Genomic DNA, 21,437 nt, shown 5'->3' on the forward strand with positions numbered 1-21,437 from the left:
GGAGATTGAGATGATTATACGTTTCGGCTATGTCTCAACAGCCATTTCTCTTTGGGAGGCGTCCCCATCAAGGACCCTTACCTTTACTCGATACAGCAAAATGACGGAAACAGAGCGAATGGACAAGTTAATGTCCCTCACTTACCTAAATTTAGAAAGCACAGAAAGAATGATTCACTATAATATTGCGCATGAAATTCCGTTGTACCGGTTTTCCAGCTCGATTGCCCCACTTGCCACCCATCCTGAAGTTCTTTGGGACTTTGTCACGCCTTTTAAGGAGAAGTGGCAGGAAATTGGGCGGCTTGTAAAGGCGAGGGGCTTACGGACGAGCTTTCATCCGAACCAGTTCACTTTGTTTACCTCCCCTCGCCCTGAGGTTTCCGACAACGCCGTCATTGATATGGAGTACCATTATCGAATGCTTGAAGCGATGGGCTTGGAAAAGGAAGGTGTCATCAATATCCATATTGGTGGCGCCTATGGGAATAAGGAAGAGACCATTGTTCGTTTCCATGAAAATTTGCGCAAGCTTCCCCTTCCTATTAAAAACCGGATGACGCTTGAAAATGATGACAAGACGTACAATACAGAGGAAACGTTGCTCACCTGTCAAAAGGAAGACGTTCCGTTTGTATTTGATTATCATCACCATATGGCGAACCTTTGTGAAAAGCCGCTAGAAGAGCTCCTTCCAGCAGGGTTTGCCACTTGGGAGCGAATCGGCATGAGACCGAAGATTCATATCTCTTCTCCTAAAACGGAAAAGGCTTTTCGTTCCCATGCGGATCATGTTGACTCGGAGTTTATTAAGCCCCTAATCGAAGTGCTGCGCGGGATTGGTCAAGATGTCGATTTCATGATTGAAGCAAAACGAAAAGACCAAGCAGCACTAGCCTTGGTCGAAGATTTAAGTAAAATTCGTGGCGTGAAACGGATCGGTGGGGCGACGTTAGAGTGGAAATGACTTATGGGGGATGATTTATTCCCCAACAGGGAATAAATACCATACCCTGTATGGTAACTGTCTTAAATTCTAATCTGCTTCGACCCTAATTTAACTATAAACCCACAAATAAGCGCCTTTCCGTATCAAAACCTAATGACTTATACTAGAAAAAGACTTTGGGGGTGGGTATTTTCAGTTTAATATCAGCTTTGAATCGTCTTTTAAACGTCTAAATACCCTCACATATGCCGCTTTTCCTGAAAAAAGGTAATTATATTCCCTGTTATGTGCATTATATTCCCCGTTAGAGACGTTTTATTCCCTGTACGGGAATAAATACCACACGGCACCGTATCCACCAACAAAAAAGGTGCCTGACCCCCAGTTCATTAACGCATTACCGTACCGGGGGTCAGGCACCTTTACTATTTTGTTACATTTTTTCCGGAGCAGAAACCCCAATTAAGTCTAACGCATTCTTCAAGCTGATTTGAACGGACTTAATCAGTCCTAAACGTGCTGCTGTACGCTCTTTTTGCTCGGCATCTAATACTTTTTCAGCATTATAGAAGCTGTGGAACGCTGATGCCAATTCAAAGATGTAGTTGGTCACACGATGTGGCACACGTTTTTGTGCTGCTTCGGCAACCGCTTGTGGGAACTCGCCTAATTTCTTCAATAGGTCGACTTCCTTTTCAGCACCAACTAAGCTAAAGTCAGCATTAACGTCGACCGCAAGGCCTTGTTCTTCTGCCTGACGTAAGATACTGCAAATCCGTGCATGGGCATACTGCGCATAATAAACTGGATTATCATTCGACTGAGACACAGCAAGGTCAAGGTCAAAGTCCATATGCGTATCAGAGCTTCTCATCGCAAAGAAGTAACGAGTCGCATCGAGGCCGACCTCATCGATCAAATCACGCATTGTAACAGCCTTCCCTGTCCGTTTGCTCATCTTCATTTTCTCGCCGTTTTTATAAAGCTGAACCATTTGGATAATCTCAACCTCTAGCGTATCCCCTTCATAACCAAGAGCTTGGATTGCCGCTTTCATCCGTGGAATATAGCCATGGTGGTCTGCACCCCAAATGTTAATCAACTTTTCAAAACCACGCTTTAACTTATCCTGGTGGTACGCAATATCCGGCAACAAGTACGTAAATGAACCATCTTGTTTAATTAACACCCGGTCTTTGTCATCGCCAAATGTAGTCGAGCGGAACCAAGTTGCTCCGTCTTCTTCATAGATATGGCCTTTCTCCTTCAACACCTCAAGTGCCTTTTCAATTTTCCCGTTTTGATAAAGCGATGTTTCTGAGAACCAGACATCAAAGCCCACACGGAACGCTGCTAAGTCCTGCTTTAACTTTTCTAACTCATATTCCAAGCCATATTGGCGGAATGCATCAAAGCGCTCTTTGTCGCTCATTTTCGCAAATTTATCGCCATGCTCTTCTGCGAGTTTCTTCCCGATGCCAATGATATCAACACCATGATAACCGTCTGCTGGCATTTCACGCTCTTCCCCAAGTGCTTGGAAATAACGCGCTTCAACCGATAGAGCTAAGTTATTAATCTGGTTTCCAGCATCATTAATGTAATACTCACGAGAGACATCATAGCCTGCTTTAGCTAGTACATTGCTTAACGAGTCACCTACTGCTGCACCACGAGCATGTCCAAGATGCAAATCACCGGTCGGATTGGCTGATACAAACTCAACCTGGACTTTCTCGCCATTGCCAACCGTTGATTCTCCGTAACGATCACCCGCATTAAGGATTGTTGGAATTAAATCGGTTAAATAACTATTATTCATATAAAAATTGATAAAACCTGGTCCGGCAATTTCAATTTTTTCAATTGATGCTTTGTTTTTATCAAAGCTTTCAACGAGTTCTTCCGCAATTTTACGTGGTGCTTTTTTAGCTACACGTGCTAATTGCATCGCCATATTTGTTGCATAGTCGCCATGAGCCTTGTCCTTCGGCAGCTCAAGAACAGCATCAGGAATTTGTGCTTCCTCCGCAAGACCTGCTTTGATAACGGCCGCTTTGATTTCTTCTTTTAATTTGGTTTGAACTTGTTCTACGACGTTCATTCCGATACCTCCTCGTAATTGATGTTCATATGATATGTACCTGCATAGGATCCTTGGATACTAAGATCGTAGCGAACCTCTACTTGGCCTTCACCGATGGTCACGTTCTTCGTATCAGCCTCTGTCAGCATTAAGCCTTGGTCAGTACTGAAGGTCCCAGGTGTTTTTTTATTCGTGATAAAATGAAGCCGCATATCGACCGCGCCTTTTCTAAGAATCAGCACTTCCCCATTCTTAAGCTTTACAGTCGTATGAATAGTCCCTTCAGGCATCATTTCATCGTATTGAAGATATGTACTATCTCCTTTTTCAGAATAGCGGCCAAAAGCCGTCAACTCAAAAGGCTCTTTATTGATCACTGTTTTTACTTTTACCTTAACAGGAATTTGCGCAGACACCGACACCCATCCTTACTTATACTATTATAACTTTCAAGTATAGATATTGTAGGAGAAAATCGCAAGAACTTACCAACCAAAAAAGAGCTGACCAAGCTAGCCAGCTCTCTTTCCTATTTTAGTCAGATTGGTTATTTTACAAACCCTAACATCATTTCGCGAATCAGCTTGCTTGCTGTATTGGCTGTTTGCTCTGAATGATCGTAAATCGGAGCGACTTCGACAAGGTCGGCACCCACTACGTTTACCTCTGAACGAGCAATCTCATGGATTGAAGCGAGTAGCTCTTTGGACGTGATTCCACCAGCATCCACGGTTCCTGTTCCTGGTGCATGAGCGGGGTCCAAAACATCGATATCAATGGTTACATATACGGGACGACCGGCAAGCTTAGGAAGCATTTCCTTTAATGGTTCAAGCACTTCAAACTTGCTAATATGCATGCCAACTTCCTTCGCCCAATCGAACTCTTCCTTCATCCCAGAACGGATTCCAAACGAGTAAACATTTTCCGGTCCGATATGCTCGGCAATTTTACGGATCGGTGTGGAATGAGAAAGTGGCTCGCCTTCATAGTGCTCACGCAAATCGGTGTGGGCATCCATATGGATAATCGCCAGGTCCTTGTATTTTGCCGCCATCGCTTTCATCACTGGCCAGGAAACAAGATGCTCGCCTCCCATGCCAAGTGGGAACTTGTCCTCTGCTAAAAGTTTGCCTACGTATTCTTCAATTAAATCAATGCTCTTTTGCGGATTTCCAAATGGCAATGGAATATCACCAGCATCATAGTATTTCACATCAAATAACTCACGGTCGAGGTACGCACTGTACTCTTCTAGTCCGATCGAGACTTCACGAATTCTTGCCGGACCAAAACGAGACCCCGGACGGTAGCTCACTGTCCAGTCCATCGGCATGCCGTAAAGGACCACTTTACTTTCATTATAATCCGGGTTTGCCCCAATAAACACATTTCCCGAATAAGCTTCATCAAAACGCATGTATAACCCCTCTTTTCTTCTATCTAGGCTCTTTTCTCAAACTTTGTTGCTTGGATACAAAATAGGATGGATTTAGCTTTGTTTCACTGTAAAATAGCTTTTTAATTTTGAGAAAAGAGCTTGCAAACTTACTATAACGTACAAAATAGTTAAAATCGGCTTTAGGTAGTAAAAATCGGCTTTAAGATTTTTACAATTTTAACAACAAACATTACGATTACAGCCTCTATCTGGTAAGCCTTTATTTCACTAAATCGCTAACGAACTTTGGCAGCACGAAAGCGGCTTTGTGTAGTTCTTTTGTATAGTATTTTGTTTCGATCTCATGGAAACGGTCGTCGCTCACTTCAAGTGGGTCATGTTTCTTTGACCCAATCGTGAACGCCCATAGTCCACTTGGATATGTTGGAATGTTTGCCACATAAAGACGAGTGATTGGGAAGATTTCTTTTACATCCTTTTGCACATTGCGAATCAGGTCCGCCTTAAACCATGGGTTATCTGACTGTGCCACAAAGATGCCATCTTCTTTAAGCGCCTTTGAGATGCCTGCATAAAAACCTTTCGTAAACAGGTTTACCGCTGGTCCAACAGGCTCTGTGCTGTCCACCATAATCACATCATACTCATTATCGCTTTCCGCAATATGCATGAACCCGTCGCCAACTTGGACGTCTACGCGTGGGTCGTCTAATTTACCAGCGATTTCAGGTAAAAATTTCTTAGAGTACTCGATCACTTTGCCATCGATATCAACCAGGGTAGCTTTTTTTACCTGTGGGTGCTTAAGGACTTCACGAATGACGCCTCCATCACCACCGCCAACGACTAGGACATTCTCAGGGTTCGGATGCGTGAACAACGGCACATGGGCCACCATTTCATGGTACACGAACTCATCTTTAATGGAGGTCATCACCATGTCATCGAGTAGCAACATATTGCCCCACTCTTCTGTTTCGATCATATCAAGCTTTTGAAAATCGGTTTGCTCTGTATGTAAGGTTCGGTTCACCTTCATTGTAATCCCGAAGTGATCTGTTTGCTTTTCTGTAAACCAAATACCCATATGGTTCATCCTTCCTTTCAATAAAAAATAGCGTAACTAGACATATTTTTTATAATTCCCCAAGAAGCAGGTAAAAACACAAACACCAGAAAAGTATAGTTGAATCTTTCAAAAATGCAAGTAAAATTTGTGTTATTAGCGGGATTGTCAATGTTAACTTTATCCAGTAGGTTTATCTGTACTATTAATTATTAAATAATGGCAGGTATATAGGTTTAAAATGTCTGAAATGATTTCATAATGGTTAATAGAGTAATTTTGGGTTCTGGTAAACATAGATGTTGATTTGCGCTCCAATCAACCTTGGATATAATCAACAACTCCATTTTAACCAAAGACAATATTTAATAAAGGGGGGAACATGCGATGGAGATCATGACTGACCAACGGTTTCGTAAGACGGCAAGGGTTTTTAGAGCGTTTGTTTTTATTGGCATGATTGTGGCGGCCTTCTTATTTCTTATCTATTTTTCGATTATTGGCTATGCCAAGATACTCGGCCCCCCACCACTTGCTGTGCCCCAGTCGACGATCTATATGGCGGATGATGGGACCGTTATCGGTGAAAGCCATACCGGTCAAAAAAGGTACTGGGTCCCACTAAAGGACATCTCGCCAGACCTTGTCAAAGCGACCATTAGCATTGAAGATCGAAATTTTTATGAGCATAGAGGATTCGACTACAAACGAATTGTTGGTGCAGTCCTTGCCGATATAAAAGCCATGGCGAAGGTGCAGGGAGCAAGTACCATCACCCAGCAGTACGCCCGAAACCTATACCTTAGTCACGATAAAACATGGAAGCGCAAGCTAACCGAAGCCTTTTATACGCTTCGACTTGAAATGAATTATAGTAAAAATGAAATTCTTGAAGGCTATTTAAATACGATTTACTACGGCAGTGGCGCTTATGGTGTTCAAACTGCTAGTCAGTATTATTTTGGCAAGGATGCTCGCGACTTAACCCTTGGCGAAGCGTCCATGCTAGCTGGCATTCCGAAGGGCCCAAGCTATTACTCACCATTAGCCAATGAAGAAAGAGCAAATAGCAGGCAGGAAACGATTTTAAGAGCGATGGAAACAAAAGGTTACATTGATAACGCTGAGGCAAAAGAGGCTACTACAGAAAAGCTAACGCTAGTTGGGAAGCACCCTACTGGGTCACTTGGGCAGGCACCTTATTTCCAGGATGCCGTCCAAAACGAGCTAAAATATAGCCTCAATCTAGACGAGCGAACCATCAAGCTTGGCGGATTAAAAGTGTATACGACCCTTGATTTAAAGCAACAGCAACTAGCGGAAGAGATGGTGGCGAAGTACATTGCAGAGGATTCAACGATTCAAACGGGCTTTATCGCCATGGATCCAAAATCTGGCCATGTTAAAGCGATGGTTGGTGGCAGAGATTATGAGCAAAGTCCCTTCAACCGCGCCATTCAAGCGGTAAGGCAGCCTGGTTCCACCATCAAACCGCTTCTCTACTATGCGGCACTTGAGCATGGTTTTACACCGACGACAACGATGAGAAGTGAGCTTACCACTTTCCGGTTTGATGATGGACATTCTGAGTATACACCTCATAATTTTAATAATAAGTATGCGAATGATGAAATTACGATGGCACAAGCTCTCGCAGTATCCGATAATGTCTTTGCCGTAAAAACACACTTGTTTCTTGGACAGGATATTCTTGTTGATACCATGAAAAGGTTCGGCATTTCAACGAAAATGGCCCAGGTCCCTTCCCTTGCCCTTGGAACATCTGGAGTAAGGGTGGTCGAAATGGCCACAGCCTACAGCATGTTTGCGAATGGTGGAAAATATGTCGAGCCTGTGCTCATTGAACGGGTGGAAAGTCATAATGGTGAGGTCATTTATGAGCATGAGGATAAAGGAGAGCAAATTTTAAAACCCGACCTAGCCTCAGTAATGAATCATATGATGACGGGGATGTTTGATCCTAAACTCAATGGCTATACATCCGTAACGGGTAGCACCATGACCGATGAAATTAGTCGACCCTATGCCGGTAAATCCGGGTCAACGAATACTGATAGCTGGATGATTGGGTACACCCCACAACTCGTTTCCGCCGTCTGGACAGGCTACGACAAAGGGAAACCAATCGAAAAGTCTAATGAGAAGGCTTTTAGTAAAAATGTCTGGGTTAACTTTATGGAAAAGGCACATGAGGATGTGCCCGCGACTAATTTTAAAACAGCCAAAGGAACCATTGGGGTGTTTATTAACCCGGAGAATGGTAAAATTGCTACCGCAAACTGCCCGGTAAAACGACTGACTTATTTTAAAGACGGCACCGAGCCTCAGGAATACTGCACCGATCATCTTGATGAAGGCGAGCCGTTGCAAAAACATGAACCCGAACGAGAGGAAAAGTCAGAGAAAAAACCTTGGTATAAGCGAATATTTGGGCTTTAAAATTTGAAGTAGAAACATAGCTCAACCCCTTCATACTTTATTAGCTAAGCAACAAAGTTTGAGAAAAGAGCCTAAAAAGAAAAAACCCCGGAATCAATAAAGATTCCGGGGTTTTTCCTGTCCTAGCAACGTGTGTACAACGTTGAATACTAGTTTACACTGGAATTTTCTAGAACGCAACAAATATATTACGAAGTTTGCAGGTCGGTTTTTAATTTCTCAGGAGACCGCTCCCACATGCCTGGATCATGATTTTTTAAATAATTAGCCAGAATTTGCTTTGAGGTATCATCCATATGATCAACGATTATATGGCGTTTGATTGACTTATCTAAACGGTTCACATGTTCCGGCAAGGATTTGTAACCACGACGAATCTCACGGTTAACCGTCATATCACAAGCTGTCACGCCTGCGTAATAAGGACCTTCTTCTGCGCGGTCCATCGTTACCCAAACAAGCCAATAAAGCTTTGCGTCAGGTACCTCGTCACGGTTTGGCAAGAATTTGATTCCCTTCTCCACCACACTACGCGCATGCATTGCGCCAACATCGACGGTAGCCTCGCCTGCCTCGACATCCACTATCACCGGCGATACATTATCCAAAGTCAAGCTCCCTTTGCCAAACCCTTTATGATTGTCCATCGGATCTGCCTTGATAATATTAAAGCCGATATTTTTCTTCTTCTTTTCTTCCATAAAATTACCCTCCTACCTTAAAAACAATTGTAAAAAGAATTCACTCAATCCACCTAGTATAAACGGAATGACGGTGTTAAACAGTGGTGAAATTGTATACTGATCAAGCGGCGTAATGACCAGGATTAAAAAAATGATAATCCCGTAATTTTCATACTGCGTAAGCTTTGCCCTAACATCCGCAGGTGCCAAATCCTCAATGATTCGGTACCCATCCAGTGGCGGAAATGGAAGCAAGTTAAACACGAATAATACAGTGTTTAAATAAACAAAGATGTTGATGAACTCTGTAGCAACGTCTGGCAAAGTTGGCCCTAAACCTGCAGCAAGTAATCCATACCATATCGCTAAGGCAACAATAACCAACAACAAATTGCTCAGTGGCCCAGCAACCGATACCAAAATCCCTGCCAGCCGTGGATTCTTAAAAAAGAACCGATTCACCGGTACCGGCCTTGCCCAACCAAATCCCGCAATAAAGATAAGAATCGTCCCTAGTGGGTCCAAATGCTTCAGCGGATTCAAGGTTAGCCGTCCCTGCCTTGCTGCCGTTTGATCGCCAAATTTATAGGCCACAAACGCATGAGCAAACTCGTGCAGCGTAAACGCAATCACCAACGTAATCGCAACATAGATAAATTGATCTAATGAATAAGCAAGACCCACATTCTTTAACCCCTTTTTTCGCGATTAATGGTTTTCCCCATTGATGGATTACATATAGTTCAAATAGATGCTTCAAGTATACCTTATTTTTTTATAAAATTAAAAACCCCTGAGCTTGCACATTTAGTGGAATTATGGAAAACTCAAAACATGACTATGTTGAAGGAGGAACGAACATGCCATATGTGACAGTAGAGATGCTACCAGGACGCACCGACGAACAGAAAAAGGCCCTCGTTGAAAAAGTAACAGAAGCCGTCAGCGAAACAACCGGCGCACCAAAAGAAAAAGTCGTCGTTTTTATTGAAGAATTACGCCCTGACCATTACGGCGTAGGCGGAAAACGCTTAAGCGATTAATAGTTGTTTGTATAAATGGATGAAAAGCTGGCCCTTGAGGTCGGTTTTTTATTTTATCGCAAGTAGTGGTCGGTCTATCTACACAAATGGACGGTCTATCTACACGATTTCCATTTCTATCGACAAACTTAAGCTTTCTATCTACAAACACTCCAGTTGCTCCGGCTCTATCTACACAAATAACCTCTCTATCGACAAACTTGGACGGTCTATCTACACGATTTCCATTTCTATCAACAAACTTGCCCCTACTATCTCAACCACCTCAACCCCATAAAAAAACCAGCCCTGTGCACTTAGCACTGACTGGTTCGTTCTTTTAACATCTCAATATATTGATAGGCATTAGCAAATTCGTCGTCGGTGAATTTTTGACTTTTCTTTACTGTTTGGACTTTTTCTTTCACTTCGTCCTTTGGGAGATTATCAAAATATAAAATCGTTGAGACGAGTTCAAGGAATCTGGCATTTTGCGTATTGATGTCCGTCAGACAATCGCCGAGTGTAGGCATGTCCACATTGTTGACACCAAGAAACTCTTTGCCATCCTCCGTTAACGTATAGCGGTACTGGTAATAGCCGCCCTTTTTCTCTTTCACTTCGTTCAGAAAACCCATATTGCACAGTTCTTCCACCCTGAGCGTCAGCTCCTCGGAATATGGCCCGTAAAAATGGAACTGAAACCTTTCCTGAAACGGAAAATTCATCTTTTTCGCAATATAAATCATTTTTTGCAGCTTCTTCCGTCCAATGACTTCCCCAGAAAGCGCAATTGCGTGAATGATTTTTGCATGATCTTTTAACAAAACGATTCAACTCCTGTTTCAAAAGTTCCTTTCTACCAATGGCTATCATTCAAGAAGCTTTAGAATCTCCTCATTCTTCCCAATAAGATCGGCAGGATAATATAATTTATGGTCGGTCCTTCGCTTGCCGGAGATAGCGTCCACAATATCTGACTCCCTTGAAAGCTCCCGAAGCTCGCCACTTTTCATTAATAAATGAATCGGAAGGCGTTCTTCCTCTTCTCCGGGTCGATAAAAATCGTACGGCAAATCAGATGATGAATCGACGACCAAGTAATACTCAGGGTCAATTCCCGCTTCTTCAAAAAGCTGTGATAATTTTGCCAGTTTTTTATATTCCTTGGCTGGGTCAAACTCGACATATTTAAAAAGATTCCGGTTGATGAAACGTGAGCATAGATCTTTCAGGACTTCATCGTCTTCTTCCTGCCACATCTGGAAATAATAGAGAACAATTCCTTCATCTAATTTTAAATAGTCTTCTAGCTTCACATCCTCTTTAAAAAAGGAATAAAAATGGAGCGGCATATGTTTGAAGGCATAGTTTTGCTCATAGAGGTGCTTTGCTCGGTGAAGGATTTTCGTCAAGATGACTTCCGCGCTCCGGGTTACCGGATGGAAATAGACTTGCCAATACATCTGATAGCGACTCATGATGTAATCCTCAACGGCGTGCATGCCGCTTTGCTTAAAGACGACCTGATCCTCTCTAGGCCGCATTACCCTAAGGATCCGCTCCATATCAAAATGTCCATAACTAACTCCAGTATAATAAGCGTCCCTTTGTAGGTAATCCATGCGGTCAGCATCAATCTGACTAGAAATCAAACTCACGACAAGCTTGTTTTCATAGGTCTTATCAATGACCTCCGCCACCTTTTTCGGAAAATCAGGTGAAATCCGTGACAATACTTGATTCACTTCTGTTTTTCCAAGGATAATCGCTTTTGTAAAATCCTCATGATCGAGTTCAAATACTTTTTCAAAGGAATGTGAGTACGGACCATGGCCCAAATCATGAAGAAGTGCGGCGCATAGGCTTAGCATTCTTTCCTCTTGATTCCATTCCGGGCGTCCAACGAACACCGTATCCACGATGCGACGAACAATTTCATAGACGCCAAGCGAGTGGTTAAAACGACTATGCTCGGCACCATGGAAGGTCAAAAAGGTCGTTCCTAATTGCTTAATTCGCCGTAACCGCTGAAATTCCTTTGTCCCAACCAGGTCCCATATGACCTGATCTTGGACATGAATATAGCGGTGGACTGGGTCTTTAAACACTTTTTCTTCGTTTAGTTTCTCCGCCGAATAGTCCATTGCTTCCCTTCTCTCACGAATAACATGTTTCTATTATAGCCCGTTTCCTTCGTCAAATCATCCCAAAATCCTACAAAACCTCACAAATTTCTCCATATTTTGGGCAAATAAACATAAACTAGGTAATAACCTTTGGGAAAAATAAAAATCACCATAATCTATAATTGCTAGACTTAGGTAAAAATAAAAAGTCACCTTTATGCAAATGGCCTAAAGATGACTCTATTACGATGTGATTGCCTTATATCATTTTAATTTTTTATCAATTTTCTCCATTAGTTCATCTTCAGTGAGTGCTGCGACGGGACGATTGTTGACAAAAGCAAAGGTTTTCTTTCGGCCAGGTCCACAATAGGATTGGCACCCAATCTCTATCTTTGCTTCTGGGTCTTTCCCTTTTAATAGAGGGATAAGTGTTTTTAGGTTTACGGCCTGACAATCGTCGCAAACTCGAAATTCGTTTGCCATTGTTGACAACCCTTTCTATATTAGAAGTTCGATTTCCTGTTATTTAAAGAATCTTTTTTATAAAAATAGGAAAGTATAAAAGTTTTAACTTAGGATAGTTGTCCAGCTCCAGCGCCCTAGCGGCTAGTGTCCTTCGCTCTCCGAGTAAAAATCGGCTTTTAGATTTTTACCGCCCTACGATTGCGTCAACATCGAATCACTATCGTTCTTCGTGTTTCCTTTATCTCATTTGGAGCGCTCCAGGCCATACGCCGCTGAACAGGGCGCTTGCGCTTTTCTTTTTTACTAAATGGTATTTTACCTCTTCCCACCCACGATTGCAACTTGGGAAATTTTAACCGTTTCTATGAAAAAATGGAAAAAATCTACTATCCTTTTAATCAGGAATGTATAAACCTTTTAAAAATCGGACATCCTTTGACTAGAAGTGCAATCATTTTAATGATTTTTAAAGGGAGTTGAAGAAATATGAAAGTTCGCCAGGACGCCTGGACGGAGGAAAACGATTTAATGCTTGCTGAAACCGTATTAAGACATGTTCGCGAAGGAAGTACACAGCTGAATGCCTTTGAGGAAGTTGGGGACAAGCTCGACCGTACTTCAGCTGCATGTGGATTTAGGTGGAATGCGGTTGTCCGCCATCAATATGAAAAAGCGTTACAACTCGCAAAAAAGCAGCGTAAACAGCGCCAAAGAATTCTCGGAAAAGATCAGGGTGGCAAGAAAAAACTACTATATTCCCCACCGGTTCCATCTTTTGATGATCTTGGAATCCAAGCTAATATGGAAATGTCTAGTGAAATAACACCTGAGGTGCACACTGCACAAGGAGATTCACCACAACCTTTTAATACGCTAAACACACTAGAAATGCAAGATACCTATGGTTTAGATGGATTACATGATTTGCTTTTAAAAGATTCGGATACTGAAAACACTGAGTCTAAAGGAGTCTCAGAATCTCCTGATTTTAACGAAGAGATTAATCAAACGGATGATACAGAGGCTACACAAGTTGAAACAGTTGGACATGAGGAACCAATAAAGCCAACACAAACCGTGCCACAAACGAACATCCCAGCACAACCAGTCCAACAGCAACAGATGACAAGGCCTACACAATCTGTACCTGCAAATGGACTAACCCTTGGTCATGTTATTGCCTACTTGCAAAATTTAAATAGTACAAACTTTAGCGCTGATATCTATAAGAGCGAGAATGAAAGATTAATGCGTGAAATTATGACGCTTAGGAAAGAAAACGATGAGCTCAAGGGGAAAGTGAAAAAGCTCGAGGCCAATGCGAATACAATGCAGGAAGATTACGAGACACTTATGAAAATCATGAACCGTGCCCGTAAACTCGTCTTATTTGATGAAGATGAAGAACGCCCTGCAACAAAGTTCAAAATGGATCGCAACGGCAATCTTGAAAAAGTCGCTGAATAATCGGGAGTTGAAACAGGCAACAAAATCCTTTCATAAGGCAGGCCGTAAACCAAGAACGTGGTTTACGGCCTGTTTTTATATAAAGATTAGAAAGTATAACAGTCTTAACTTAGAAAATTGTCCAGCTCCAGCGGCTAGCGACTAGTGTCCTTCGCTCTTCTCCCTGCGATAAGTCAACATCGAATCGCTAACGCTCTTCGTGTTTCCTTTATCTCAGTCGAAGGGCTCCAGGCCATACGTCGCTGAACGAGCCGCTTACGCTTTTCTTACAAGAAATTTACCGTTTCGTTCAACGATGCGATCATAATAATGGGTAAATAGTTCAAACTCCTCCGGCTGCAATTGGCCAGTTAGGATTTCATCGCTATTTTGATGTAAAAACGTTAAAAACCGGAGCATAACATCCTGAATCGAAATGGGAAGATCAAGCAATTCAGTAAGTGACGACATCACCTCTGGCTTCACTTCAGGATAAAGGAATTTTGTGTTTTCTCCATTTCTAGCCTGCTCGTAAAAATTCCTGATGACCTCGGCGCGTTCACTGCCACTGCCTGTTACGCAAAGATAAATTTGCACGGCCACCCCTTTTTTCAAACGCCTCTGTGAGATTCCTGCAAACTTCTTGCCCCCAATGCTCAAATCATAACTCCCAGGACAATAGGAGCCTACGATTTCTCGGGCGTCTATTTCTATAGCAAAATCGGAAAACATCTTTTTTATCAACAGCCACATGGCATCGTAGCCACGATTTATATCAATGCCCTTTTCTACTTCCGGTAAAATTAATGAAAGGTTGAGCACACCCTCATCTAATACGACGGCCAATCCACCAGAGTTACGGACGATATATTGATACCCTTGCTCTTCAAGGTAATCTAAACCTTTCTGCAAATACGGGAGCTTTGTATCCTGGATTCCCAGTACCACTGTTTGATGATGTACCCAAGACCTCGCCACTGCTGACGACTTCCCCGTCCCCACCGACTCACAAAGCGTGTCATCCGTTGCAAACGATTGAAGAGCATGAAAATGCGGCCCAATTGCTGACTGGTCAATCAGTCTCCAACGACTTTGACGCAATAATTGAAGCGCCTCATCCATTTGTAATTTCTCCTTTTTTATCAAGGCTGTTTTCGTAAAGAGTGTTGTTAAAATTGTAAAAATCTTAAAACCGATTTTTACTACCTAAAGTCGATTTTAACGCAAGATAAGCCATTTTGTACGTTATAGTCAGTTTGCAAGCTCTTTTCTCATTATTAATTAGCTAATTTGCCAAGAGCAACAAAGTTTGAGAAAAGAGCCATTATCAACATTCACTTGGCTATTATAGCATTTTCTATTGGGTTTGAAATTCCACCAATCATATAAAAAGAACCGGTTTCCCCTAATCATCGAAACCGGCTCGAACAAAGATTTAGTTTTTACTCTGCCAGTGCTTGTCCTGCTGTGATTAAGGCTAGTTTATAAACATCTTCCTCGCTACAGCCGCGGGAAAGATCGTTTACTGGGCGGTTTAAGCCTTGAAGGATTGGTCCCACTGCTTCGAAGTTTCCAAGGCGTTGGGCAATTTTGTAGCCGATATTTCCTGCCTCTAAGCTTGGGAAAACAAATACATTTGCATCGCCTTTGATTACGGAATCTGGGGCCTTTTTCTCTGCTACCGATGGAACGAATGCCGCATCAAACTGAAATTCTCCGTCTAACACAAGCTCAGGTTCACGTTCTTGAGCGACTGCAACCGCTGTTGAAACCTTGTCCGTTTCTGGTGAAACCGCTGAACCCTTTGTAGAAAAGCTTAGCATCGCAACGCGTGGCTCAATATCAAACATTCTTGCTGTTTTCGCACTTTCGATTGCAATTTCTGCAAGATCTTGGCTATCTGGTGCAATGTTAATCGCACAATCAGCAAACACATATTTCTCATCTTCGCGAACCATAATGAAGACACCAGAAGTTTTGCGAACGCCTTCCTTTGTCTTAATGATTTGTAACGCCGGTCTTACTGTGTCGGCAGTCGAGTGTGCGGCTCCACTCACAAGTCCGTCCGCACGATTGGTATGTACAAGCATGGTTCCAAAGTAGTTTTCATCAAGTAGAATTTTACGTGCTTGCTCTTCGGTTGCTTTGCCTTTCCGTCTTTCCACAAAAGAAGCAACAAGCTCATCCATCATTGCAAAATTATTCGGGTCATAGATCTCCACTGAATCAAGAGCTACTCCTAGTCCACTTGCCTTGGATTGAATTTCTTCGATATTTCCTACTAAAATGGGTGTAAGTACTCCATCTGCAGCTAAACGACCGGCTGCTGATAAAATTCTTTCATCTAAACCCTCAGGAAAAACGATGCGTAAATTTTTTCCGCTTAGTCTTTCTTTTAAGCCAGTAAATAAATCGCTCATATGAATCCTCCTCTTTAACCTTTACTTCCCTAGCATACTTTACCCTACTAAAAATTCAAGGATGTTACCGCTTCCAACAAAGAAGTTTCTCTTTTGCCAATTTTTAAATAAAGCTAAGACATAACCATCATCATTATTTGCATCTGCCTGCTAAAATATCCCGACTTTTCCTAGTCTATACCAAAACAAATACTCAGGAAGGTGTTATCCGAGTATTGTATGGCAAAACTGTGATATAGTATTGTTGTAAATTATCGATTTTTAGGAGTGAGATAAATGAGTGAAGCAGCACAAACGCTCGATGGTTGGTATTGCCTACATGATTTCCGCACAATCGATTGGACTACTTGGAAAATGACGCCTAGTGATGAGCGCCAGGCAGCCATTAATGAATTCCACGGACTTGTTGAGAAATGGAACAAGACTCAAGCTGAGCAACAAGGTAGTCATGCCCTTTATACCATTGTCGGACAAAAGGCTGATTTTATGATGATGATTCTTCGCCCAACAATGGAAGAGCTAAATGAAATTGAAACCGAATTCAATAAATCAAAACTAGCTGAATATACAGTTCCAGCTCATTCATATGTTTCGGTTGTTGAATTGAGTAACTATCTTGCTGGTGAAGGTGGAGACCCTTACCAGAATCCACATGTTCGTGCACGTCTATATCCTGAGCTTCCACAGGCAAAGCATGTTTGTTTCTATCCAATGGACAAGCGTCGTCAAGGAAATGATAACTGGTACATGCTTTCAATGGAAGATCGTAAAAAGTTGATGTACAGCCACGGCATGATTGGCCGTCAATATGCAGGTAAAGTGAAGCAAATTATCACGGGATCTGTTGGTTTTGACGATTATGAGTGGGGCGTTACTTTGTTTGCCGATGATGTTCTTCAATTTAAAAAGCTTGTTTATGAAATGCGCTTTGACGAAGTGAGTGCACGTTACGGTGAATTTGGTGCCTTCTTTGTAGGAAATCTTCTTGATATTGATCGTGTTGAATCGTTTCTTGATGTAAAATAAGTACCCTACCCTATAGTGCCCACTATAGGGTATTTTTTTATCATCGGCCCCTACTATTGCAAAAGGCTCGAGAGGATTGTTCTCAATACTTTTTGTCATAAATCCGTCCTCCCCTCATAAAGTTGAAATAGTGAGGCTTCTAAATTTTTTCGTGACTATTATTTTCATTCGGGAGGGAAAAGAATGAGTCAATCGAATTATCCATATTACAATCAAACGTATCCTCAGGCCTATATACCTTACGCAGGGGCAAATGGTCAGAGTCGTCAAGGTTATCCAACACAGGCGAACAACGGTTATCCGTATAGTCAGCCCGGGCAAACAGCACAGCCGCAAATGAACGGTGGCATGGCCGGGGCACAACCGACAACGCCACCACCACAGGGAGTTTTCCCATCAGCCAACGGAACAGGCGTCCAAGTGCCAGGTATGCTTCCAGCTGAGCAATCCTATATTGAAAACATCCTTCGTCTTAATAAAGGAAAGCTCGCAACAGTTTACATGAGCTTTGATGCGAGTCAAGAATGGAATTCCAAGATTTTCAAAGGCATTATCGAAGCTGCCGGAAGAGATCATATCATCCTTAGCGACCCACAAACAGGCATGCGTTTTCTCCTACTAATGGTTTACTTGGATTATATCACGTTTGATGAAGAGCTTGAGTATGACTATCCCTTTGGTGGAGCTGGGTTAGCTGCCTATCCTCCAAGGTAAAAAGAAAAGCAACAATAACTATAAAAGGAGCTCTGCTGATTCATGCAGAGCTCCTTTTTGTTTTACATATATCTAACAGCCGCAATGATGAGCAATACCCAGGCAACAAGGAAGGATACTCCTCCCAAAGGAGTAATGGCGCCAAGAACACTAATTTGCGTTAAGGTTAAGACGTACAAACTACCTGAAAAAAGAATAATCCCGATTAACATCAACCACCCGGACCAGCTAAGCAATGAGGTTGCTGGAATGTTCCCCAGTAAAATTCCAATAATTAGAATTCCCACTGCATGGAACATCTGATAGGTCACACCTGTTTGCCAGGTTTCCAAATATTTTGCTGGTACTTTCCCTTCTAAGCCATGCGCACCAAAAGCTCCCAGTGCAACAGCAAGAAAAGCATTCACTGCTCCAATAATAATAAAGAGTTTCATAATGTTTTCTCCCCTCACATTTTTATTTCTAGGCTCTTTTCTCAAACTTTGTTGCTCTTGAATATAAAATAGGTTGGTTGAAGCTTTGTTTCACTACAGAATAGCCTTTAAATTATGAGAAAAGAGCGTGCAAACTTCCTATAACGTACAAAATAGCTTATCTTGCGTTAAAATCGGCTTTAGGTAGTAAAAATCGGTTTTAAGATTTTTACAATTTTAACAACCATCTTTACGAAAACAGCCTATTTCTAAAAATCTAATAAAGAATCTCCGTTAGCCCCATCATCCATTTCAATTTTTTTTGATTGAGTCGTTGCTTGAGGTTGCGGTTGTTGGTACGGTACATGTGTCGGTGTAACTACGGAACTATGTATTGGCGGCGTAGACATTGTCTGGCTCTGCGGCAGGGTTGGTTGCACTCCTCCCCCATTCCGTGGTTCGTCCAGCACCAACTCGCATAAAGTTTTGAGAGAATGAATTCGCTCTCTCAATGCAGACTCTGCCCCGGCCTCTCTTGCACCTTTTAATTCTGTCTCCATTTTTAAAAGTAATTTTTGTAGCGATATATTCACGTTTTCACCACGCTTTAAAAGTTGTCATTTCTCGATACCATTCTACCTTAGTTCAACGATTTTTACACGAAACATGAAACATTAATTGTCTGTTCCACGTGGAACATGTCGAAGGAAACCTATTATGAAACAGCCTCGGTCGTTTATACCTGCCAATCTATCTCTTTTCCACCTTTGGATCGGAGGTACTCATTGATGTGCGAAAAATGATGATTACCAAAAAAGCCTCTATTAGCAGATAGTGGACTAGGATGCACAGATGTAAGGATGAAATGCCTTTGTTGATCAATCAAGTTCATCTTGGATTGCGCTGGTTTTCCCCAGAGTAGGAAAATAACTGGTTCCTCTCGATCGTTTAATAGCGAAATTATTCTATCTGTTAACACTTCCCAGCCCTGCCTTTTATGAGAGTGGGCTTCCCCTTCTCGTACGGTTAGTACAGTATTTAATAGCAAAACACCTTGGTCTGCCCACTTCGTTAAATAGCCATGATTTGGGATGCTGCAACCAACATCGTTTTGGAGCTCTTTAAAAACATTTCGTAACGAAGGCGGGATTTTGATTCCTGGTTTTACAGAAAAGCTTAATCCATGTGCTTGCCCAGGACCATGGTATGGATCTTGTCCAAGTAGAACAACCTTTACATCGTCATAATCTGTATGAATCAATGCATTAAAAATATCCTCTTTTCTAGGATGAACGGTTTGTTCCGCATACTCCTTGTCGAGAAATTTCTTTAATTGCAGGAAGTAGTCTTTGTTAAACTCGTCCTTAAGGAGCTCGCCCCATTTATTGTGTAATCTTTCTTGGTACATCCCTATCTTCCTTTCAATCTATGATTGCTAGTTGATTTCCGCTATCTTGTTCCAATGGGAACAAGGAATGGTTGATTTCCGTTCCAGGCGCTTGCTTTCCGCGGCTTAATTTAAATCTATTTTAGCAGAATGGCTGTGTTACTTGGGTGTTGATTATCGAAACTCCTCAACAGATAAAAAATACCATATTTAAAAAATAAAGGGTTCTCTTTTACGGTGCCAAACAACAAATTTCACGATAAATATAGTGCTATATCGCAACGATTTTAGCGCTTCATTTTTTGTTGTACTGTCAACATTTAGGGAGAATTAGCATGGCAAATCGGAAGTAAATGCTAAACTGCTAAATTAAGAAGGCTTGTCCTTAATTGAATAACAAGCAAAAGTAAAATAAGCGGAGATTTTTCCGTTATTTGCAGAATGGAGCTCTTTTCGGAGGATATAAGGGGAGATTTTTCCGTTATTCAATTAAAAACCCTCCATTTTCACGTTTTTCGAGTTAATAGCGGGAGTTTCTCCGCTTATTTAAGCTAATTTCAATGCCTTTTACTAAATAAGTGGAATTTTTCCCTCTATTATCGTTGAGTGTCACTGAAGGCAAGTAGGAAAAACGAAAAGAGCAGGGCAAATCCCAATATGGTTGCCCTGCTTTTTTGCTTTTTACACCTCAAATGAGAACACCGTCCATCTTAAATGAGGTATTTACTATTTATCCTAGTAATCGACTATACAAGCTCTTGGCTTGGGCGATGTCTTTTGTTCCATGAATGAGCGCACGGCCATCTTGGAAGAGAACAAAACGGTTGGTATCCATCTCTGCAGATAGTAGGTATGGATTTCCCTTTACTACATATCCTAGTGCTTTTAGTTTCCCAGCCATATCTTTTAAGTCGACCCCTTCTGAATGAGGTGGCCGAATTTGAACGGTGTCTCGTCCGCATAAGACGCTGGTTTTTGTCATATTTTCAGCGTTGAGGTACGGGTATTCCCGATGTTCACCACATGATAGACAGCCAGGGTCCTTAGCGCGTGACATCTTCATACTCGAATATTGATTTCTCCATAAATCAAAACTAACGAACGAAGTTCTCACAGCTTCCCAATCTTCAACAAGGATTTTCAAGGCTTCTGCGGTTTGATGAGCAATCACCATTTGTGCGGCAGGCCCGATAATCCCGCCCGTATCGCAGGTCATTCCTTGTATTGGAATTGCTTTTAACAAGCAATTTAAGCATGGAGTCTGCCCTGGGACAATCGTAAAGCTCATCCCAAAACTAGCTACGCAGGCTCCATAAATCCATGGGATTTCAAACTTTTGAGAAATATCATTAATGGCCATTCTCGTTTCGAAATTGTCTGTTGAGTCGATAATTAAGTCCACATCTCCAGCAAGTTCAGTCAACTTTTCGGGTGTTGCATCCCCAATAATCGAGCGAATTTCGACTCCTGAGTTGATCGCCTTCAATCTTTTTTCTGCGGCAGCAGCTTTCGGAAGCTTTTCCGCCACATCTTCTTCGGTATATAATTGTTGACGCTGAAGATTGCTCGCTTCAACATAATCTCGGTCAACAATCGTCAGCCTTCCAACCCCAGCCCGCGTCATGACTTCGGCATTGCCGGAACCTAAGGCACCAGCACCAATAATCAATACATGCTTGGTACTGATTTTTTCCTGGCCGTTCTTGCCAATCGGAGGAAATAAGGTCTGGCGTGAATATCTATCTGACATCGGAGATTCCTCCCAA

At 42.1% G+C, this 21,437-nt stretch carries 21 protein-coding genes; 6 read left to right on the forward strand and 15 right to left on the reverse strand.

Annotation, left to right across the window (positions count from 1 at the left end; genetic code table 11):
* The first annotated feature begins 10 nt into the window (after positions 1 to 10).
* Positions 11 to 967 (forward strand): UV DNA damage repair endonuclease UvsE, encoded by a 957-nt coding sequence (uvsE, locus tag LG336_RS26655; protein ID WP_404330492.1) that lies wholly within the window; start codon positions 11 to 13, stop codon positions 965 to 967.
* A gap of 415 nt (positions 968 to 1,382) precedes the next feature.
* On the opposite strand, the gene argS is transcribed toward uvsE, so the two are convergent.
* From argS to speE, 4 genes are all read right to left on the reverse strand, one after another.
* Positions 1,383 to 3,053 (reverse strand): arginine--tRNA ligase, encoded by a 1,671-nt coding sequence (gene argS, locus LG336_RS26660; RefSeq protein WP_404330493.1) that lies wholly within the window; start codon positions 3,051 to 3,053, stop codon positions 1,383 to 1,385.
* Positions 3,050 to 3,451: a DUF1934 domain-containing protein gene (locus LG336_RS26665; RefSeq protein ID WP_404330494.1), complete on the reverse strand. Its 402-nt coding sequence runs from the start codon at positions 3,449 to 3,451 to the stop codon at positions 3,050 to 3,052. The genes argS and LG336_RS26665 overlap by 4 nt, the downstream gene beginning before the upstream one ends.
* Positions 3,452 to 3,582: 131 nt before the next feature.
* Positions 3,583 to 4,455 carry an agmatinase gene (speB, locus tag LG336_RS26670; protein ID WP_404330495.1) on the reverse strand — a complete coding sequence of 291 codons (873 nt, stop codon included), beginning with the start codon at positions 4,453 to 4,455 and terminating at the stop codon, positions 3,583 to 3,585.
* Positions 4,456 to 4,696: 241 nt separating this feature from the next.
* Positions 4,697 to 5,524 (reverse strand): spermidine synthase, encoded by an 828-nt coding sequence (speE, locus tag LG336_RS26675; protein WP_404330496.1) that lies wholly within the window; start codon positions 5,522 to 5,524, stop codon positions 4,697 to 4,699.
* Between the two features lie 366 nt (positions 5,525 to 5,890).
* Between speE and LG336_RS26680 the strand changes: the two genes are divergently transcribed.
* A complete protein-coding gene (locus LG336_RS26680; RefSeq protein ID WP_404330497.1) occupies positions 5,891 to 7,963 on the forward strand; it encodes a transglycosylase domain-containing protein in 2,073 nt (690 codons plus the stop codon).
* A gap of 188 nt (positions 7,964 to 8,151) precedes the next feature.
* On the opposite strand, the gene LG336_RS26685 is transcribed toward LG336_RS26680, so the two are convergent.
* Positions 8,152 to 8,664, reverse strand: coding sequence for a YwhD family protein (locus tag LG336_RS26685; protein ID WP_404330498.1), 513 nt, complete (start codon positions 8,662 to 8,664; stop codon positions 8,152 to 8,154).
* A 12-nt stretch (positions 8,665 to 8,676) separates the two neighbouring features.
* Positions 8,677 to 9,330: a site-2 protease family protein gene (locus LG336_RS26690; RefSeq protein ID WP_404330499.1), complete on the reverse strand. Its 654-nt coding sequence runs from the start codon at positions 9,328 to 9,330 to the stop codon at positions 8,677 to 8,679.
* 176 nt (positions 9,331 to 9,506) lie between these two features.
* Here LG336_RS26690 and LG336_RS26695 point away from each other — a divergent pair, with 176 nt between their 5' ends.
* Positions 9,507 to 9,689 carry a 2-hydroxymuconate tautomerase gene (locus tag LG336_RS26695; RefSeq protein WP_404330500.1) on the forward strand — a complete coding sequence of 61 codons (183 nt, stop codon included), beginning with the start codon at positions 9,507 to 9,509 and terminating at the stop codon, positions 9,687 to 9,689.
* A gap of 296 nt (positions 9,690 to 9,985) precedes the next feature.
* Here the strand turns inward: LG336_RS26695 and LG336_RS26700 are convergent, their stop codons facing one another.
* From LG336_RS26700 to LG336_RS26710, 3 genes are all read right to left on the reverse strand, one after another.
* Positions 9,986 to 10,495: a YwgA family protein gene (locus tag LG336_RS26700; protein ID WP_404330501.1), complete on the reverse strand. Its 510-nt coding sequence runs from the start codon at positions 10,493 to 10,495 to the stop codon at positions 9,986 to 9,988.
* A gap of 45 nt (positions 10,496 to 10,540) precedes the next feature.
* Positions 10,541 to 11,815: an HD domain-containing protein gene (locus LG336_RS26705; protein WP_404330502.1), complete on the reverse strand. Its 1,275-nt coding sequence runs from the start codon at positions 11,813 to 11,815 to the stop codon at positions 10,541 to 10,543.
* 246 nt (positions 11,816 to 12,061) lie between these two features.
* A complete protein-coding gene (locus tag LG336_RS26710; protein ID WP_404330503.1) occupies positions 12,062 to 12,283 on the reverse strand; it encodes a DUF1450 domain-containing protein in 222 nt (73 codons plus the stop codon).
* A 468-nt stretch (positions 12,284 to 12,751) separates the two neighbouring features.
* On the opposite strand from LG336_RS26710, the gene LG336_RS26715 reads away from it, so the two are divergent.
* The gene (locus LG336_RS26715) at positions 12,752 to 13,732 is read left to right on the forward strand and encodes an RsfA family transcriptional regulator (protein WP_404330504.1); all 981 of its coding nucleotides are present in this window, start codon (positions 12,752 to 12,754) and stop codon (positions 13,730 to 13,732) included.
* 255 nt (positions 13,733 to 13,987) lie between these two features.
* On the opposite strand, the gene LG336_RS26720 is transcribed toward LG336_RS26715, so the two are convergent.
* Both LG336_RS26720 and pta read right to left on the reverse strand, forming a co-directional pair.
* Positions 13,988 to 14,833: a biotin/lipoate A/B protein ligase family protein gene (locus LG336_RS26720; RefSeq protein ID WP_404330505.1), complete on the reverse strand. Its 846-nt coding sequence runs from the start codon at positions 14,831 to 14,833 to the stop codon at positions 13,988 to 13,990.
* 320 nt (positions 14,834 to 15,153) lie between these two features.
* A complete protein-coding gene (pta, locus tag LG336_RS26725) occupies positions 15,154 to 16,131 on the reverse strand; it encodes a phosphate acetyltransferase (protein ID WP_404330506.1) in 978 nt (325 codons plus the stop codon).
* 276 nt (positions 16,132 to 16,407) lie between these two features.
* Between pta and hemQ the strand changes: the two genes are divergently transcribed.
* Together hemQ and gerQ are read left to right on the forward strand one after the other, a co-directional pair.
* Positions 16,408 to 17,157: a hydrogen peroxide-dependent heme synthase gene (gene hemQ / locus LG336_RS26730; RefSeq protein ID WP_404330507.1), complete on the forward strand. Its 750-nt coding sequence runs from the start codon at positions 16,408 to 16,410 to the stop codon at positions 17,155 to 17,157.
* A gap of 183 nt (positions 17,158 to 17,340) precedes the next feature.
* On the forward strand, positions 17,341 to 17,871 hold the full coding sequence (gene gerQ / locus LG336_RS26735; RefSeq protein WP_404330508.1) for a spore coat protein GerQ: 531 nt from the start codon (positions 17,341 to 17,343) through the stop codon (positions 17,869 to 17,871).
* A gap of 62 nt (positions 17,872 to 17,933) precedes the next feature.
* On the opposite strand, the gene LG336_RS26740 is transcribed toward gerQ, so the two are convergent.
* From LG336_RS26740 to LG336_RS26755, 4 genes are all read right to left on the reverse strand, one after another.
* Positions 17,934 to 18,305: a DUF423 domain-containing protein gene (locus LG336_RS26740; RefSeq protein WP_404330509.1), complete on the reverse strand. Its 372-nt coding sequence runs from the start codon at positions 18,303 to 18,305 to the stop codon at positions 17,934 to 17,936.
* Positions 18,306 to 18,553: 248 nt separating this feature from the next.
* Complete coding sequence (locus LG336_RS26745; RefSeq protein ID WP_404330510.1) at positions 18,554 to 18,877, reverse strand: YwdI family protein; 324 nt, start codon at positions 18,875 to 18,877, stop codon at positions 18,554 to 18,556.
* Positions 18,878 to 19,020: 143 nt separating this feature from the next.
* Positions 19,021 to 19,692: a uracil-DNA glycosylase gene (locus tag LG336_RS26750; RefSeq protein WP_404330511.1), complete on the reverse strand. Its 672-nt coding sequence runs from the start codon at positions 19,690 to 19,692 to the stop codon at positions 19,021 to 19,023.
* Between the two features lie 709 nt (positions 19,693 to 20,401).
* A complete protein-coding gene (locus LG336_RS26755) occupies positions 20,402 to 21,421 on the reverse strand; it encodes a thiazole biosynthesis adenylyltransferase ThiF (protein WP_404330512.1) in 1,020 nt (339 codons plus the stop codon).
* Between the last annotated feature and the right edge of the window lie 16 nt (positions 21,422 to 21,437).

This window comes from Mesobacillus maritimus (assembly GCF_044803185.1).
Classification (GTDB): domain Bacteria; phylum Bacillota; class Bacilli; order Bacillales; family Cytobacillaceae; genus Mesobacillus_B; species Mesobacillus_B maritimus_B.